At 69.7% G+C, this 14,653-nt stretch carries 18 protein-coding genes; 9 read left to right on the top strand and 9 right to left on the bottom strand.

Annotated elements, in window-relative coordinates:
* Positions 1–37: 37 nt before the first annotated feature.
* The 3 genes from D1409_RS08975 (at position 38) to D1409_RS08965 (ending at position 1,768) form a co-directional block, all read left to right on the top strand.
* Positions 38–571, top strand: a complete 534-nt coding sequence (locus D1409_RS08975) for a DUF6789 family protein (RefSeq protein WP_123536261.1) — start codon at positions 38–40, stop codon at positions 569–571.
* Positions 572–682: 111 nt separating this feature from the next.
* Positions 683–898 (top strand): hypothetical protein, encoded by a 216-nt coding sequence (locus tag D1409_RS08970; protein ID WP_123536259.1) that lies wholly within the window; start codon positions 683–685, stop codon positions 896–898.
* A 90-nt stretch (positions 899–988) separates the two neighbouring features.
* Positions 989–1,768 carry a creatininase family protein gene (locus D1409_RS08965; protein WP_123536257.1) on the top strand — a complete coding sequence of 260 codons (780 nt, stop codon included), beginning with the start codon at positions 989–991 and terminating at the stop codon, positions 1,766–1,768.
* A 46-nt stretch (positions 1,769–1,814) separates the two neighbouring features.
* Here D1409_RS08965 and D1409_RS08960 read toward each other — a convergent pair whose 3' ends face one another.
* The 3 genes from D1409_RS08960 to D1409_RS08950 all read right to left on the bottom strand — a co-directional run bounded on the left by D1409_RS08960 (position 1,815) and on the right by D1409_RS08950 (position 4,155).
* On the bottom strand, positions 1,815–2,291 hold the full coding sequence (locus D1409_RS08960; RefSeq protein WP_123536254.1) for a DUF5790 family protein: 477 nt from the start codon (positions 2,289–2,291) through the stop codon (positions 1,815–1,817).
* A gap of 242 nt (positions 2,292–2,533) precedes the next feature.
* A complete protein-coding gene (locus tag D1409_RS08955) occupies positions 2,534–3,718 on the bottom strand; it encodes a DUF7544 domain-containing protein (protein WP_123536252.1) in 1,185 nt (394 codons plus the stop codon).
* A gap of 83 nt (positions 3,719–3,801) precedes the next feature.
* Positions 3,802–4,155: a dihydroneopterin aldolase family protein gene (locus D1409_RS08950; protein WP_123536250.1), complete on the bottom strand. Its 354-nt coding sequence runs from the start codon at positions 4,153–4,155 to the stop codon at positions 3,802–3,804.
* A 139-nt stretch (positions 4,156–4,294) separates the two neighbouring features.
* Here D1409_RS08950 and azf point away from each other — a divergent pair, with 139 nt between their 5' ends.
* A complete protein-coding gene (gene azf, locus D1409_RS08945; RefSeq protein ID WP_123536248.1) occupies positions 4,295–5,065 on the top strand; it encodes an NAD-dependent glucose-6-phosphate dehydrogenase Azf in 771 nt (256 codons plus the stop codon).
* A gap of 349 nt (positions 5,066–5,414) precedes the next feature.
* Here azf and D1409_RS24430 read toward each other — a convergent pair whose 3' ends face one another.
* Together D1409_RS24430 and D1409_RS08935 are read right to left on the bottom strand one after the other, a co-directional pair.
* Positions 5,415–5,561: a DUF7563 family protein gene (locus D1409_RS24430; RefSeq protein ID WP_164471618.1), complete on the bottom strand. Its 147-nt coding sequence runs from the start codon at positions 5,559–5,561 to the stop codon at positions 5,415–5,417.
* A 73-nt stretch (positions 5,562–5,634) separates the two neighbouring features.
* A complete protein-coding gene (locus D1409_RS08935) occupies positions 5,635–5,838 on the bottom strand; it encodes a YgaP family membrane protein (protein WP_123536246.1) in 204 nt (67 codons plus the stop codon).
* A gap of 128 nt (positions 5,839–5,966) precedes the next feature.
* Here D1409_RS08935 and D1409_RS08930 point away from each other — a divergent pair, with 128 nt between their 5' ends.
* The 5 genes from D1409_RS08930 (at position 5,967) to D1409_RS24425 (ending at position 12,203) form a co-directional block, all read left to right on the top strand.
* Entirely contained in the window at positions 5,967–9,038 is a 3,072-nt protein-coding gene (locus D1409_RS08930; protein WP_123536244.1) for a PAS domain S-box protein, read from the top strand.
* Complete coding sequence (locus D1409_RS08925) at positions 9,031–9,483, top strand: response regulator (RefSeq protein WP_123536242.1); 453 nt, start codon at positions 9,031–9,033, stop codon at positions 9,481–9,483. Before D1409_RS08930 ends, D1409_RS08925 begins: the two co-directional genes overlap by 8 nt.
* Positions 9,483–11,270: a bacterio-opsin activator domain-containing protein gene (locus D1409_RS08920; RefSeq protein WP_123536240.1), complete on the top strand. Its 1,788-nt coding sequence runs from the start codon at positions 9,483–9,485 to the stop codon at positions 11,268–11,270. The genes D1409_RS08925 and D1409_RS08920 overlap by 1 nt, the downstream gene beginning before the upstream one ends.
* Before the next feature lie 95 nt (positions 11,271–11,365).
* Positions 11,366–12,007 carry a DUF7344 domain-containing protein gene (locus D1409_RS08915; RefSeq protein ID WP_123536239.1) on the top strand — a complete coding sequence of 214 codons (642 nt, stop codon included), beginning with the start codon at positions 11,366–11,368 and terminating at the stop codon, positions 12,005–12,007.
* A gap of 46 nt (positions 12,008–12,053) precedes the next feature.
* A complete protein-coding gene (locus D1409_RS24425; protein WP_164471617.1) occupies positions 12,054–12,203 on the top strand; it encodes a hypothetical protein in 150 nt (49 codons plus the stop codon).
* Positions 12,204–12,245: 42 nt separating this feature from the next.
* Here the strand turns inward: D1409_RS24425 and D1409_RS08910 are convergent, their stop codons facing one another.
* The 4 genes from D1409_RS08910 to D1409_RS08895 form a co-directional block, all read right to left on the bottom strand.
* A complete protein-coding gene (locus tag D1409_RS08910; RefSeq protein ID WP_123536237.1) occupies positions 12,246–12,986 on the bottom strand; it encodes an HVO_2922 family protein in 741 nt (246 codons plus the stop codon).
* Positions 12,987–13,047: 61 nt separating this feature from the next.
* Complete coding sequence (locus tag D1409_RS08905) at positions 13,048–13,668, bottom strand: DUF309 domain-containing protein (RefSeq protein WP_123536235.1); 621 nt, start codon at positions 13,666–13,668, stop codon at positions 13,048–13,050.
* 32 nt (positions 13,669–13,700) lie between these two features.
* A complete protein-coding gene (locus tag D1409_RS08900; protein ID WP_123536233.1) occupies positions 13,701–14,156 on the bottom strand; it encodes a DUF6653 family protein in 456 nt (151 codons plus the stop codon).
* 44 nt (positions 14,157–14,200) lie between these two features.
* The gene (locus tag D1409_RS08895) at positions 14,201–14,575 is read right to left on the bottom strand and encodes a VOC family protein (protein ID WP_123536231.1); all 375 of its coding nucleotides are present in this window, start codon (positions 14,573–14,575) and stop codon (positions 14,201–14,203) included.
* Between the last annotated feature and the right edge of the window lie 78 nt (positions 14,576–14,653).

Below are 14,653 nucleotides of genomic sequence, written 5' to 3'. Positions count from 1 at the left end.
CCGAGGGTTTTTGCTTGCCGGGGTGGTACGTGGTGACATGGCAGACACAGGCGAACTCGACGACCGAACAGTCGAGGACGAGGAGTTCGACGATCCGTCGGTCGTCGACGACGAGTTCGACCGGTTGTTCGGCATCTTCGCGGACGGCGTCGTCGGCGCGGCCGGGGGGCTCGTCGGGACGGCGCTGATGACGGTCGTCCTGCTCATCGGGGAGTCGTTCGGCGTGTTCTCGCGGTCGTCGTTCGCGACGGTCACGAGCATGGTCGGCCTCGACGGCGTGCTCCCCGAGGTGACCGCCGGGTACGTCCTGTTCGTCCTCGCCGGGATGTTCCCGTGGCCGCTGCTGTTCGCGTCGCTCAAGGACTACCTGCCGGGCGCACGCGACCCCGTTCACGGGATCTACTTCGGTACCGCCCTGTGGACCGGGTTCGTCTTCGCCTTCTACGACGGGTTCACCGGACTGGCCCTCGTCGGCTATCTCGCCGTCACGCTCGTCGCCCACTGGGTCTACGGGATCGGCCTCGGCGCCGTCTTCGAGTACCTCGCGACACGCCCGGACACGCTGGTGTAGCACCCGGCCCCGTCCTTCGAGCGAGCGACACCACCGACCGCTTCGGTCCCGGGCGTGTCGGCCGCGTTCGCCGATACCACCGTTTTTGTGTCACAGCACCGTAGCGCCGGCATGGTAGACAAACGGCAGCTCCTCGAACTCGTCGGTCACTACGCCGCGATCCTGCTCGTCGTGACGGTCGTCCTCGCGGTCGTCCGATCCGCGTTCGGTGAGATCGGGTTCTGGGTGGAACTCGCGATCGTGATCGCCGTCGTCGCCGTGTATCGCCCGATCGTCAAGTCGCTGGGCGTCGAGCCGAGCGCCTGGAACCGCGACGAGTCGGCCTGACCCGGCCGTCGACGGCGTTCACCTCGCACCACCGACCGCACGAACCCGTCGCTCCGCACCGCTTAACCGTCGGCCGCGCCACCGGCCGGTATGCATCTCTCGGAGTCCACGTGGACGGACGCCGACGCCGTCGAGACGGATCTCGCGATCCTGCCCGTCGGCAGCACCGAACAGCACGGCCCCCACGCACCGCTCGGAACCGACGCGCTGGCGGCCGAGGCGATCGCCGACGCAGGCGCCGAGGCGTACGACAGCGAGGTCGTCGTCGCCCCCGCGGTCCCGGTCGGCGTCGCCGAGGAACACCGCCACTTCGCGGGCACGCTCTGGGTGAGCGAGGACACGTTCCGCGACTACGTGCGCGAGACGGTCGCCAGCCTCGCACACCACGGCTGGGACCGCGTCGTCGTCGTCAACGGCCACGGCGGCAACGTCGCGCCCCTCCGCGAGGTCTGCGGGCGGATCACCCGCCACGACGACGCCTACGCGGTCCCGTTCACCTGGTTCGACGCCGTCTCGCTCGACGCGGACTGGACGGGCGACCCCGACGCGCCCCCGGTCGACCTCGACGAGGTTCGGATGGGTCACGGCGGCCCGGTCGAGACGGCACTCGTGCGCGCGGTGGCGCCCGACCTGATCCGCGAGGACCGCCTGGACGACGCGGCGGCGGGCGCCGCCGACGCCTGGGGCGAGTGGGTCAGCGGCACGAACCTCGCCTACGACTCGGCGGAGTTCTCCGAGAACGGCGCGGTCGGCGACCCCCGCGCCGGGAACGCCGAACTCGGCGCGTGGCTCCGGGAGCGAGCGGCGGCAAAACTGGCGACGCTGCTGGACCGCGTCGCGACCGGACGGGTCTCGCGACCGGACCGCTGACGGCGAGCGAGTCCGCCCACTCGCAGTCGTCGGACTGGTGGCCGGCTCAGGCCTCGGCTTCGGCTTCGTCCGCGTCTGCGTCCGTCTCCGCTTCGTCGGCGTCCTCTTCGGCTTCGTCCGCTTCGTCCGCTTCCTCGGCGAACTCCTCCAGCGCGCTCCGGAGCTGGGGCACCGTGCTCGCGAGGTCGCTGACCTGCTCGTGGGCCTCGGTCACGTCGTCGAGCACGTCCTCGATGTCCTCGATCTCCTCGGCGAGGTCGTCGGCGTCCTCGAAGGCGTCCGCGCGTTCGCCCATGGTGTACCACTTCTTGGCGTCGCGGAGCCTGTCCTCGGCGTCCTCGACGTCGAGTGCCGACCGGAGCGCGTTGAGCACGCCCAGCGTGTTGTCGGCGTCGACGTCCCAGATGGCGTCGGCCTCGGGCAGCGCCGCGCGTGCCTCGGCCAGGCTCGCCTCGACGTCCTCGCGCATCTCGCTCGCCGCGTCCTCGAAGAGCTCGTCGTCGTCGAGCGTCGATTGACTCATGTCTCTTCCTTCGGCCCCCGCTGGTTTAAAAACGAGCCTCGAAGCGAAAGTGGAGATCGACGGGAGACGTGTGGAGAGCGGCGATACCGTGGACCCGGCCGATCAGTTACGATCCGCCGCTATCGATCGCGGCGAAGCGGACGAACTCCGCGACCGCCGTGACTGCCGCGACCTCCCCGTGGCGCCGCGACCGCCCCGTGCCGCCGCGACCGCCCCGTGCCGCCGCGGGACCGTCGGCTTCGTCACGAGCGGCCGTCCCTGTCGCCCCACTCGTCCTCGTCGTCGAGATTCCAGCCCGCGTCGTCGTCGGACGGTCCGTCTCCGTCGCTGGCGCCCGCGCGGCCCGACCCATCGTCGGCGTCGTCCGGCCCGTCGTCGGTGTCGTCGACCGCGCCGGTGTCGTCAGTGCCGTCTTCGCCGCCGTCCGCGCGGACTGCGGCGCGGGCGTCGGGCACCACGTCGAACTCCTCGTTCACGTCGCCGAGGACGAGCAGCGCGTAGTACCGCAGGAACGTCTGGAAGGGGACCTGGAAGAGGAGCGCCCCGACGAACAGCAGGAGGAGGTAGGCGAGGAAGAGCACGATGGCGACGATTCCGCCCGCGCCGGAGAAGCCGAGAACCAGCACGAGCGGCACCCCGACGACGAGGAACGGGACCGCGATCGCGACCGCCAGCAACACGAGCAGGAAACTCACCGCGATCCCGACGGCGATCGAGAGGAGGAAGCTGACGAACAGGTAGGCGAGGAACTCCAGCCAGTTCCCGGTCAGCGTCGGCCAGAACCGCCGCCACGCACCGATGACACCACGGTCCTCGCGGAGCATCACCGGCACCACGAACATCGTCGTGAACCCGAGGAACGTGCCGACGACGAGCGCGACGAGCAGGAACACGCCGACCCCGAGGAAGATCATCAGGAGAATCGTTCCGTCGCTCCACTCCGTCGGCGGCCACCCGCCCATCGCGGTTCCGAGACCGATCAGGCTCCCACCCGCGACCGCGGTCGTCAGGATCCAGGTGGCGAAGCGGAAGACGAACAGTCGGGCGCCCTTGCGCCAGTACCGCTTGACGCTGCGCCGGAGGCGGACCTCCTCGTCGCGCAGCGACCCGACGAAGACGAACTCCATCGTCGCGGCGACGACGGAGTACAGCAGGTAGGCGGCGATACCGAGGGCGACGACCCCGAGGATCAAGGCGATCAGCTCACCGGTCAACTCCGGCGTGATGTCGGGGCCGCCGGTCGTCGGCTCCCCGGTGCCGGGGTCGCCGCCGAAACTCGTCGGCGTCCCGGGGAAGGAGAGGCCGGCACCGCCGACGAAGAACATCACGACCGCGAGCCGGAACCACCGGACGCGGTCGAACGGCGTGAGGAACCGTTTGGTCGCCTCGATGGCGTCGTCGATGTCGTTCAGGGCAGCGAGGGACATGCGAGCCGGGTTCTCGGTCCAGTCACATATCTTTCGTGGTCCGTTCGGCGCTCCGACGTGTTCGCACCCCGGTAGTTCGGCCGTCAGTCCCTGGACCGGACGTCTTCGACGCGCATGAGCGGGTAGCCGTCCTGTACGTCCATGCGCGTGTGGACCTCGTGGCCCTCGTAGTCGATCACCATCTCGACTTCGAGGAACCGACCGGTCAGCTCCGTGTAGTCGGCCGTCGAGTCGGCGAGTTCGTTCTCGAGTTCGCCGGTCAGTACGTCGACGGTGACCGACTCGCAGTGGGGCTGGTTCTCGATGGCCTCCTCCATGGCGCGGGCGATGCTGTCCGCGCTCGACGGGCTGACGGGCGTTCCGGCGAACTGGTGGTACAGCGAGCCGAACTTGATGCCCGCCTCGAAGCAGGCCGTCTCGGCGTCCGTGGCGTCCATACCGGCCGCTGGGTCGCCCGGGAGTAATCAGTGTCGGCCGCGGGCGACGAGGTGCCTCCCCGGCGCGTCTGTCGCTGTCGTGACACGCACTGGGTGGAATCGTATCTTACTTACTGACCGGTCGCAAGGGTTCACCTGAATGGACGAGCCGGTCTTACTCACTGGTGCGGGTGGGCGCGTCGGGCGGGCCGTACTCCAGGGGCTCGAAGACGAGTACGAGTGGAAACTCCTCCTGCACAGTCCGCCGGACGAGGAGCCCGACCACGAGTACCTGATCGGGGACGTGACCGACGAGGAGACAGTCGCCGAGGCGATGGACGGCGTGGGGGCCGTCATCCACCTCGCCGGCGACCCGCGCCCGAGCGCGCCGTGGGACTCCGTCCTCGCGAACAACATCGACGGCACGGAGAAGATGTACGAGGCTGCCGTCGAGGCGGACGTCGAGAAGTTCGTCTTCGCCTCCTCGAACCACGCCGTCGGCGCCTACGAAACCGACGACCGCACGCCGGACATGTACCGCAAAGACGACGAGTTCCGCCTCGACGGGACCGAGTTCCCGCGCCCGGGCAACCACTACGGCGTCTCGAAGGCCGCCGGCGAGGTCCTCGGTCGCTACTACCACGACGAGTACGACATCGCCGTCTGCAACATCCGCATCGGCAACCTCACGAAGGGCCACCCGCCGATCGACTACGAGCGCGGCCAGGCCATGTGGCTCTCCTACCCCGACTGCGCCCGCATCCACCGCTGCGCGCTCGAAGCGGACTACGGCTTCGAGATCGTCTACGGCATCTCCGACAACGACCGGAAGTACTACTCCATCGAGCGCGCCCGCGAGGTCCTCGGTTACGACCCGCAGGACAACTCCGCCGAGTGGGACGCCGACGAGAAGGTCGTCGACGCGGAGTAACGGCGACTGATTTCCCTGCATTCGGCTTCGAGATCGTCTACGGCATCCTCGGGAGCGTAGCGAGCGAGGGCTCGACGGGCGAGCGCTGCGCGGCCGATCAGCGGGAGACCGCGACGTGAGCGAACGGCGCCAGCCGTGAGCGAAGCGAGTCTGTCGGCGCCTCCGACAACGACCGCAAGTACTACTCGCTGGAGCCTGCCGGGGAGGGCCTCGGCTACGAGCCACAGGGAAACTCCGTCAAGCGGGACGGCGACGAGTGCGCCGCTGGCGAGTCACGCTAAGAGAGTCCGCAAAAACCGAGATACGTCCCCCGTTGTCCGCGCTGGGTTCGTCTGCGCCTGGTTCCCGATCAGTTCCGCTTGTTGCGAACGCCGCCCTTCTCCCGGGTCTTGTCCTCGCAGTTCGGGCAGACTCGCGGCCGATTCATCCCGTTCGGTGCGAAGACCCGGACGTACGATTCGGTGACGACGGAGTCGCAGTTCTGGCAGGTGGGCACGACTATACCATAGTCAGGACACGGATAACACTTTTCTCTGGGGGCGAGTGCCGGCCGGCGCCGGCCGGGACCGTCACTCCGCCGTATCGATCCCGAGCGCCCGGTTCAGCCCGCAGAAGCAGGTCACGGCGTTGACTCCGAGTCCGAGCGCGGCGACGCCCGCGAGCGCCCCTCGCGAGCGGTTGCCGCCGGCCAGTGCCTTCACCGCGACGACGGAGAGGACGACTGCGAGTACTGCGCGAGCGATGCGGTCGCGACCGCCGACGTTCGACTCCATGTCGGCGCTACGGGCGCCACCGGTTCAAGTCCGTCGACGGGTCCGGGCGCATCGATCCCGGAGCGGAGGCGACCGACACGACCGTGCCGGCGGAATCCTTACGAGCGAGGGACGTCTGGAGTTCCGTCATGAGTTCTTCTCCGCGACGCGACGCCGAACTCCAGCGGCTGACCCGACAGCAGGAGGCCGTTGCCGAGCTCGGGCAGCGGGCGCTGGAGACGGACGGACTCGACGAGGTGTTGCACGACGCGGCGACCGTCGTCGTCGAGGCGCTCGACGCCGACTACTGCGAAGTCCTCGAACTCGACCCGGTCGACGGCCGATTCGACGTCGCGGCCGACGCCGGGGAACCCGGGGAGCGGGTCGAGTCGGCGACGCGCTCGGCCGAGTCCGACTCACCGGCGGGTCTGGCGCTGGATTCGGAGACCCCTGTCCTCGTCGACGACCTGTCCGCCGACGACCGGTTCGACGGAGCCGACCGCCTCGTCGAGGGCGGCGTCGAGAACGGGATCGCTGTCAGCGTCGGACCGCTCGCCCCGCCGTGGGGGGTTATCGGCGTCTATGCGACCGAGCCGGACGCGTTCGCGGACGGTGACGCGACCTTCCTGCGGACCGTCGCTACCGTCGTCGCGTCGGCCGTCGAGAGCGAGGAGACGAAGAGCCGGCTCGACGAGGTGTACGGTCGCATCTCGGACGGGTTCTTCGCGCTGGACGAGGAGTGGCGGTTCACGTACCTCAACGACCACGCGGAGGACCTGATCGGCTCGGAGGGGCGGTCGCTCGTCGGCGAGACCGTCTGGGACGCGTTCCCGGAGGCCGTCGGGCGAGCGTTCGAGACGGCGTACGAGCGAGCGATGTACGACCAGGAGACCGTCTCCTTCGAGGAGTACTACCCGGACCCCATCGACGCCTGGTTCGAGGTGTCGGCGTACCCCTCCGAGAGCGGGCTCTCGGTGTACTTCCGGGAGGTCACCGAGCGCAAGGAGCGCGAACAGCGGCTCGCGGAGCAGGAGCGCCAGCTCTCGACGCTGATGGCGAACGTCCCGGGGATGGTGTACCGCTGTCGGAACGAACGCGGGTGGCCGATGGAGTTCGTCAGCGAGGGGTGTCACGACCTCACCGGACACGACCCGGCGGCGTTCGAACGCGGCGACCTCTCGTTCGGGGCCGACGTGGTCGTGGACGCGGACCGCGAGCGGCTCTGGACGGAGGTCCAGCGGGGGCTCGACGCCGACGGGACCTTCCTCGTGACCTACCGCATCGAGACGGCCGACGGCGAGCGCCGCTGGGTCCAGGAACGCGGCCGCGGGCGCTACGAAGACGGCGACCTCGTCGGGCTCGAAGGGGTCGTCATCGACGTCACGGAGCGCAAACGCGCCGAGCGACGGCTCGCGGAGGAGCGCGACATGTTCACGGAGGGACCGGCGGTCGTCTTCCGGTGGGAGAACGAACCGGGCTGGCCGGTCGAGTACGTCTCCGAGAACGTCGCTGACGTGTTCGGCTACGACCCCGAGGCGCTCCAGTCGGGAGACGTGCCGTACACGGACCTCCTCCTCGACGAGGAGATCGACCGCATTGCCGCGGAAGTCGAGGAGCACAGCGACGAGACGACCCAGCGGTTCAGCCACGAGCCCTACCGGGTGAAGACGAGCGACGGCGACGTGCGCTGGGTGGAGGACACGACCAAGGTCGTCCGCGACGAGTCCGGCGAGATCACTCACTTCCTCGGCTATCTGGTCGACGTCACGGAGCGCAAGGAGCGCGAGCGGGAACTGCGGCGCTACGAGACCATCGTCGAGACGATCGACGACGGCATCTACGTGAAAGACGACGACGGCCGGTTCACGATGGTCAACGAGGCGTACGCCGAGATGCTCGGCTACGAACCGGAGGAACTGGTCGGCGAGCACGCCTCGCTCGTCGTCGACGAAGCGGTCGTCGAGAAGGCGCGCCGGGCGGAGTCGGCGGCGCGGGACGGGCCCGGGGACAGCCCGGCGCTCGAAGCGCAACTGGAGACGGCCGACGGCGACCGACTCCCGGCCGAGGCGACGTTCGCGACGCTGGAGACCGAGGAGGGGGTCGAACAGCGCGTCGGCGTCGTCCGCGACATCTCTGAGCGCAGGGAGCGCGAGCGGAAACTCGAGGAGTCCGAGCGGCGCTACCGGACGCTCGCCGAGCACTTCCCCAACGGCGCGGTCGGCGTCTACGACCGCGACCTCCGCTACACGCTCGCCGCGGGCGCCAAGACCGACGACGTCCTCCCCGCCGCGGACCGGATGGAGGGCGAGTCGATGCCCGACCTCTTCCCCGACGACACCGTCGCGGACCTCGAACCCCTGTTCCGGGCGGCCGTCGCGGACGGCGAGACCGACAGCACCACCACCGAGTTCGGCGGCCGGCACTGGCGGGTGTGGGCGACGCCGCTTCGCGACGCCGAGGGCGAGATATTCGCCGGGCTGAGTTTCGCGCAGGACATCACCGAGCGCCGCGAGTACGAGCGGATGCTGGAGGAGTCCAACGAGCGCCTCGAACAGTTCGCCTACGCCGCCTCCCACGACCTGCAGGAGCCCCTGCGGATGGTCTCCAGCTACCTCCAGCTGATCGAGAGCCGGTACGGTGACGAACTCGACGACGATGGCCGAGAGTTCCTCGAGTTCGCCGTCGACGGCGCCGACCGCATGCGCGACATGATAGACGGACTGCTCGAGTATTCGCGCGTCGAGACGCGGGGCGACCCCTTCGAACCGGTCGCCCTCGACGACGTGCTGGTGGAGGTCCGTGACGACCTCTCGGTCAAGATCGACGAGAGCGACGCGGCGCTGTCGACCGAGCCGCTGCCGCGTGTCGAAGGCGACAGGGGGCAGTTGCGTCAGGTGTTCCAGAATCTGATCGACAACGCGATCGAGTACAGCGGCGACGAGCGCCCGCGTATCCGTCTCTCGACCGAGCGCCGGGACGACGAACACGTCGTCTCCGTCCACGACGAGGGGATCGGGCTCGACCCGGACGAGGCCGACCGCGCCTTCCAGGTGTTCCAGCGCCTGCACGACGGGGAGGAACACGCCGGGTCGGGGATCGGGCTGGCGCTCTGTGAGCGCATCGTCGAGCGGCACGGCGGCGACATCTGGGTGGAGTCGGAACCGGGCGAAGGCGCAACCTTTTCGTTCACGCTTCCAGCACCGGTGGACGACGATGAGTGAGCGAACTATCGCTCCGGCCGACATCCTGCTCGTCGAGGACAACCCCGGCGACGTCAGGCTCACCCGGGAAGCGTTCGAGGGGGACAACATCTCGAACACGCTTCACGTCGTGGGCGACGGCGTCGAGGCCCTCGACTTCCTCCACCAGCGCAGTGACTACGCCGAAGCGCCGCGCCCGGACGTCGTACTCCTCGATCTCAACCTCCCGCGGAAGAGCGGCGAAGAGGTCCTCACGGAGGTCAGAGACGACGAGGAGCTCTCCTGTCTCCCCGTCATCGTCCTGACCAGTTCGGAGGCCGAGGAGGACGTGGTCAGGTCGTACGAACTCAACGCGAACGCCTACCTCACCAAACCGGTCGACCCGACGGAGTTCATCGAGACGATCCGGCGCTTCCAGACGTTCTGGCTCGAGGTCGTCACCCTCCCGCCGGAGGAGGTGGACTGATGTCCACGGACGAACTCGAGGTCCTCCTGATCGAGGACAACCCGGGCGACGCCCGCCTCATCGAGGAGATGTTCGGCGAGGCCGGCAGCCTGCACCAGCGAGTCGGGAGCGCGTCCGCCGCGGACGGGTCGCGGATCCGCCACGAGACGACTCTCTCCGACGGCCTCGACCGCCTCTCCGACGGCGACGGCGACGTCGACGTGTTGCTCCTCGACCTCGGACTCCCGGACAGCACCGGACTGGAGACGCTCGAACGGGTGCTCGACGCGACGGAGTTCGTCCCGACCGTCGTCCTCACGGGGCTGCGCGACGAGGAGGCGGGTATCGAAGCGGTCGAGCGCGGTGCGCAGGACTACCTCGTGAAAGACGAGGTGACGAGCGACCTGCTGGTGCGCTCGGTCCACCACGCGATCGAACGCAACCGGCAGGAGCGCGAGCGGGCCCGACAGCTCGAACAGCTGGAGGCGCTCAACCGCCTCAACCGGATCAGCCAGGACGTCACCCACGCCGTCATCACGACGGACACGCGCGAGGACCTCGAACAGGCGGTCTGCGACCGCTTCGTCGAGTCCGACGGGTATCGGTTCGCCTGGATCGGCGGCCTGAACCGGTCGACCGAAACGGTCACGCCCAGAGTCTCGGCCGGCGTCGAAGCGGGGTATCTCGACGAGGTCACGATCTCCCTCGACGACGGCGCGGACACGGAGGGGCCGGGCGCGAGAGCCGTTCGGACGCGGTCGGTCCAGGTCGTCCAGGACGTGCAGACGGACCCGGACTTCGAGCGCTGGCGCGACCGGGCAGCGGCGCGCGGGTTCCAGTCCGTGGCGGCGGTTCCCATCGCCCACGGGGACCTCTTCTACGGCCTCCTGGGCGTCTACGCCGATTCGCCGAACGCGTTCACCGAGCCGGAGGCGGAGGTGCTGGCCCGCCTCGGCGAGGTGATCGGGCACGCGATCACCGCCGTCGACCGCAGGGACGCACTGGCCAGCGAGGCCGTCCTCGAACTCGAGTTCGGGGTCACGGGGGTCGCGACGGAACTGGCCGCGCTCACGGCCGACGGCGAGTCCGCGGTCGAGGTGGAGTCCGTCGTCCGTAGCGACGAGGGCGTCGTCGCTTACGGGCGGGTCGACGGCGTCGCCCGGGAGGCGTTCGGCGACGCGGCCCGGCAAGTGGACGTGGTCGACGACTTCAGACTCCTCTCGATGGGCGACGACGAGTACGAGTTCGAACTCACCACCGACGCCGCCAACTCGCTGGTGTCGGCCATCGCGACGCACGGGGGACGGCTCTCGCGGGCCACTCTCGAGGACGGCGAGTTCCGCTTCGTCACCGAGTTCCCGCGCGGACGCGAGCGGCGCCAGCTGATCGAGCTCGTCGAGGAACACTGTCCCACGGCCGAGCCGCGCGCGCAGCGAACGGTCCAGCGGGACGACTCCGGCGTCGACAGCGCCGCGGCCGTCGTCGAGAACCGCCTCACTGAGAAACAGCACGCTGCGGTCGAGACGGCGGTGTTCGCCGGCTTCTTCGACTGGCCGCGGACGAGCACCGGCGAGGAGGTCGCCGACCGTCTCGGCGTCTCCGCCGCGACGTTCACCCAGCACCTCCGTGCGGCCGAGCGGAAACTGTTCGAGGCCCTGTTTCGCGAGGAGGCCGACGACGACGCCTCGGCCGGCTGGACGTCGCTCGAGCCGGACCCCGGCACTGATTCTGACTCCGACTCCGACGCTGACTCCGAGTCGGAGCCTGACCCCGATCCCGACGCCGATTCCGAGTCGGAGTCCGACTGACCCCGCGGACGCCTACCGGGAGACCGGCGGACCGGCCCGGTCCAAAATGCTTAGGGGGACTCTACTTCCCCCGTGGTAGTGAAGACAGGGATACGATGAACAGCATGGGCGAAACCCCGACGGCGCGGCTCAGTTCCCAGTCGATCGACGTGCTCACCGACGCGCGGCGGCGGGACGTTCTGGCTTCGCTGGCCAACGTGTCCGGGTCGGTGACGGAGCGGGAACTCGCGACGGAACTCGCGGCGGCCGAACGGAACACGACGGCCGCGTCCGTCTCGTCGGAGGAGGTCCGAGCGATCCGATCGGAGCTGTACCACGCGCACCTGCCCGCGCTCGAGGACGCGGGGCTCGTCTCGTGGGAGCAGACCGACGAGACGGTGGCTCCCACCGACCACCCGCTCTTCGACGACGCCCGGTTCGACTCGCTCGTCCGCGCGGACGGCGACTGGGACGGCGTCTCCTCGTGCCTGACGGGCGACCGCCGGGCCGTCCTCGCCGTCCTCGAATCCAGTTCCGGGCGCGTCGAGCGCGACGCCCTCGCGCGCGAACTGGTCGCCCGGGAGGCGTCCGGCGCGCCGTCGACCGAGGCCGTCGATACGACCGAGGTCCGGTTGCACCACGTCCACCTCCCGAAACTCGACGAGGCGGGACTCGTCGACTACGACGTCGACGACGGCACCGTCGCGTATCGAGGTGAGGCCGCGCTCCGGGGCGAGCGACTCCAGGTGGGACGGTAGATGGCCCGGACAACCCGCACCCCGGTCGGTGTCGGAGGGTCGTAAGATGGAGATGGTGATGTGCTGTTCCTGCGGGAACTTCGTGCGGGCGGTCCCCGACGCCAGTTCGGTCGCGCCGGTCAGGGACGAGTGCCCGGACTGCGGTGACACGGAGTTCAAACACAACTGCAGCGGGCGACGGATCGTCGTCGACTAGAACTCGTTTCGTCCAGCCGACGCCCGCCGCCCCGCCCCACGTTCACTCCTCGACGACGTCCGCGTCCCCCGCGTTCCGCATCACGCTTCGCATCCCTTTCTCGGCGTTGTGCTTGCGAGTGTAGCCCTCGCCGCTGGACGCGATGACGTTCCCGTTCCGGTGGACGAGCCGCCAGCGCCACTCGGCCGCGCGGTCGCGGAACACCTCGAACCGCGCCTGACTCGCCAGCGGCGCCGCCGCCTCCACGGTCGGTGTCGGTCCAGCGTCGGGTTCTGGTTCGTCCGCGTCGTCGCCCGCAGTCGGGCCGTCCCCGCTGGCCGACTGGACCGTCGCCGTCTCGACGGCCGGTCGGTCGTCTCCACCGGCCGACTCGCTGTCGCCGTCCTCGTCGTCGGTGTCGCCCTCGTCGCTATCGAACTCACCCTCGCCCTCGCTCGAGTCCCCCTCGCCGGAGTCGCCCTCCTCGATCGGTTCGCCGGACGTCGCGGCCCGTTCCTCGGCGGGTTCGTCCTCGGTCGCCCACTCCAGTTCGACCTCGATCTCGGCGGCCCCGTCCTCGCGCTCGTACTCGACTTCGAAGTCGAACTCGTCCGGGAGCGCCGCGGTGAGCGCGTCTTCGCCGGTCCCGATGCTGACGGCGCCCGCGTCGACGCCGTCGGCGAGCCCGCGGAGGACGGCGGCGGCCTCGGACCGCGTCGCCGTTCGTTCGGACTCGAACGTCTCGTCGGTCGACGCCGCGTCGCCCCGTGACTCCTCGTTCGAATCGTCACCGTGTTCTGGCATGCGTTCGCCTAGGAGTCCACCACTCAAAACCGTTCGTCGCGAGCGACCGCGGGCTAACGGGCTAGCGCTCCTCGAACAGGCCGTCGACGTCCGCCTCGCGGTGTCTCCGGCGGTCGACGTGTTCGGAGAGGCGCTGGACGACGATGCCGCGGTGTTCGGGGTCGCGGACGAAGTCCAGCAGGAAGGTGACGAACTCGCTCCCGTCGTCTCCGTCGGCCAGGTCCGCGCGAGCGTACCGGGTCGCCCGCTCGATCGTCTCCTCGTCGTACCCTCGCTCCTCGGCCAGCAGTTCGGCGGCGACCGCCGACGCCTCGAAGTCGAGGTCTTCGAGCGCGAGCGGGTCGCCCTCGAACGTGAGTCGGGGCGGCCGCCGCCGTTCGATGCGCTCGGGGTCGCGGGCGAGGCCGGCGAGGTAGTCGCGGACGGTCCCGACGTTCACGCCGCGGTAGTCGGCGGGGAGGTCGGCGAGGTAGTCGCCGGCGCTGTCGGCGAGGCCGGTCGCGCCCGACCAGTTGCGCTCGCGGGCGTGGTAGACGGCGGCGGTGAACTGGATGAGCCCGTGGAGGAACCGCTCGTCGTCGCCGTCGGGCAGGTCGAGCCACACTTCCTCCCACGCGTCGTGAGCGCCGTGGTAGTGGCCCGCGTTGTAGACGGCGATCCCTGCCCGGAGCTCTGCGTCCATGCTCGCTCGTCGGGTCGCAGGGACGAAAACCCCTACGACGCGGACCTGTCGTACGCGTCCAGCGACAGGTCGCCCTCGTAGCGCCGGACGAGCGCCGCGACGAACGCGAACTTCAGCGTCATCGCCAGCGCCGTCGCGACGGTCGCGCCCCCGACGTCCCGTCGGTAGGCCGCGTAGAGCGCGTACAGCGTCGCCAGCGCGTTGCCGACGTTGAGGACGTGGAGCGCGCCGAGGTCGTCGTCGGTCTCGCGCCAGCGGCGCTCGGCCAGCACGACCTTCGTCATCCACGCGTCGGCGTCCTCGGGTTTCGGGAACAGCAGCGGATTCAACAGCGTGAAGAGGACCGTCGCGACGAGCAGTCGCCAGCGTCGGGCGAACACGGCGTGGACGAGCGCGGGGAGCGTCACCGTCCGGGTCCACCCGCTCCAGGGGTTGGCGTGGCGCTCCCAGAACAGTCGCTTCGCGCGCGTTCGAACGGAGTCGTCCATGCGAGCGCTTCGACGGCGGAGGCCAAAAGCGTGGCCGGCCGGCCCTACAGGTCCTCGACGAGTTCGACGCCCCAGCCCTCCGGTCCGGTGACGAACGCGACGCGGGAGTCGAACTCCTCCATCGTGATCGGTCCGTCGTCGATGCGGTCGTCGTCGAGGCCCGCGAGGGCGGCGTCCACGTCGTCGACGGTGAGCGCGACGTGCTCGAAGTCGCCCGTCTCCACGGGACCGTCGGCCTCGACGAACTGGATCGCGGCGGGGTCGTCGGTGTCCTCGTCGGCCGGGTCGCCCACGAAGACGTTCCGGGTGCCGTCGTCCGTCTCGAACTCGCGGAGCACCTCGTAGCCCAGCAGGTCCTCGTAGAAGGCGACGCTCGTCTCGACGTCCTCGACGCGGAGCGCGGTGTGTCGGAGTGTCATCGATGGCAGGTCGGGGAGTCACGGCTTAAACGCACCGCGTCGGGTCGAGCGCCGAGCGACGACGACGCCGCCCCAGCG

Source organism: Halosimplex salinum, from assembly GCF_003730195.1.
Lineage (GTDB): Archaea > Halobacteriota > Halobacteria > Halobacteriales > Haloarculaceae > Halosimplex > Halosimplex salinum.
This window is presented reverse-complemented; position numbering and strand designations above follow the sequence as displayed.